At 72.6% G+C, this 1,655-nt stretch carries 2 protein-coding genes; both read left to right on the top strand.

Annotation, left to right across the window (positions count from 1 at the left end; genetic code table 11):
* Positions 1–148 precede the first annotated feature (148 nt).
* On the top strand, positions 149–754 hold the full coding sequence (locus COGEMETH_RS22140; protein WP_238184858.1) for an NnrU family protein: 606 nt from the start codon (positions 149–151) through the stop codon (positions 752–754).
* A 162-nt stretch (positions 755–916) separates the two neighbouring features.
* Entirely contained in the window at positions 917–1,627 is a 711-nt protein-coding gene (locus COGEMETH_RS22135) for a tetratricopeptide repeat protein (RefSeq protein WP_238184857.1), read from the top strand.
* The last annotated feature ends 28 nt before the right edge of the window (positions 1,628–1,655 follow it).

Below are 1,655 nucleotides of genomic sequence, written 5' to 3'. Positions count from 1 at the left end.
CTGTTTGTCCAGGCGCGGCCCGGACGCACCCGCCGGTCGTCCGATGCCGCGCCTGGACAAACAGGGCGAGATTCTGTTGAGAACCGTTACAGAGTGCTTTCCCGGCCCTGCCGGGCGAGGCGCCGCTCCACAGGCACGAAAGCCGTCCATGCTGATCCTGATCCTCGGCCTCGTCCTGTTCCTCGGCATCCATGCCTTCTCCATCGCGCGCGCCAAGCGTGCGGAGGTGATCGGGCAGGTCGGCGAGAACCGGTTCAAGCTCGGCTACACCCTGCTCTCGGCCCTCGGCCTCGTGCTGATCGGCGTCGGCTTCCACCAGTACCGCGCCGCCGGCTACATCCCGGTCTGGGACCCGCCGGTCTGGACGCGCCACCTCGCCCTGCTGCTGATGCTGCCGGTCTTCGTCCTGCTGGCGGCCGCCTACCTGCCCGGCCGCATCCGGGCCAGGACCAAGCACCCGATGCTGCTCGCGGTGAAGATCTGGGCCACCGCCCACCTGCTGGCCAACGGCGACCTCGGCTCGATGCTGCTCTTCGGCGGCTTCCTCGCCTGGGCCGTGGCGGCCCGGATCAGCGCCAAGCGCCGGGCGCTTCCGGCCGGGGCCGTCGCCGCCCAGCACGGGGGCGCCGCGGCGCCCGCGGGCCGGCGCAACGACCTCATCGCCCTCGTCCTCGGCCTCGTGGTCTGGTTCCTCTTCGCACGATACCTGCATCCCCTGCTGATCGGCGTGTCCGTGTGGCCGGGCCGGGGCTAGAGCATCGGCTTCCGGCGAAAACCGGCATCCGCCCTCCGGGCCGATGCCGTGACGACGGGCAGGCCGGCGCTCAGCCCGGTCGCCAAGCCTTCGGCCCTGTGCTAGGCGCGGGGCTCGATGGGGCGCGAGGTGGCCCGGCCCGCGCGGCCGGACCGGGATACGATGGCTGAGAACAACGAGTTCATCCGCGAGGTCAACGAGGACTATCGCCGGGACAAGGTCGCCGAGATCTGGCGGCGCTACAGCGGCGTGTTCATCGCCCTGGCGATCCTGGTCGTGGGCGGCGTCGGTGGCTGGCGCTACTGGCAGTCCGCGCAGCGCGCCGCCGCGGAGACGGCCTCCGAGCGCTTCGACACGGCCAACCGCCTGGCCCGCGACGGCAAGTCGGCTGAGGCCGACAAGGCCTACGAGGCGATCGAGGCGCAGGGGCCGGCCGGCTACCGGCTGCTGGCGCAGTTCCGCTCGGCCGCCGAGACCGCCAAGCGCGACCCGGCCGCCGGGGCGGCCGAATTCGAAAAGCTCTCCGGCGATACGGCCTTGGGCGACGGCCTGCGCGACCTCGCCCGCCTGCGCGCCGCGCTGCTGCGCCTCGACCTGCCGGAGCCGGCACCGGCGCTGGCCAGCCTCCAGAGTCTGGCCGCCGGCACGCCCTTCCGCCACACCGCCCGCGAGATGCTCGGGCTCAACGCCCTGAAGGCCGGGCAGTACGAGGAGGCCGGGCGCTGGTTCGACCAGCTCAACGCCGACCCGGAGACCCCCCAGAACCTGCGCCAGCGCATCGAGGTCTACGTGGCGCTGGTCGCCGGCGGCCCGGTGACGGTCACGGAGGCCAAGGCGGAGCCCGCCGCCCCGCCCCCGCCCATCACCCGCTGAATTTTTCTCACGATGCCCAAAACCTCCG

This window comes from Methylobacterium trifolii, assembly GCF_022179685.1.
Lineage (GTDB): Bacteria > Pseudomonadota > Alphaproteobacteria > Rhizobiales > Beijerinckiaceae > Methylobacterium > Methylobacterium trifolii.
The sequence above is the reverse complement of the archived record's forward strand: the minus strand, read 5'-3'. Positions and strand labels throughout refer to the sequence as shown.

Bases quoted from the DNA above. Each gene is read 5' to 3' on its own strand.
- COGEMETH_RS22140 (WP_238184858.1), top strand. From the start codon at position 149: ATGCTGATCCTGATCCTCGGCCTCGTCCTGTTCCTCGGCATCCATGCC.
- COGEMETH_RS22135 (WP_238184857.1), top strand. From the start codon at position 917: ATGGCTGAGAACAACGAGTTCATCCGCGAGGTCAACGAGGACTATCGC.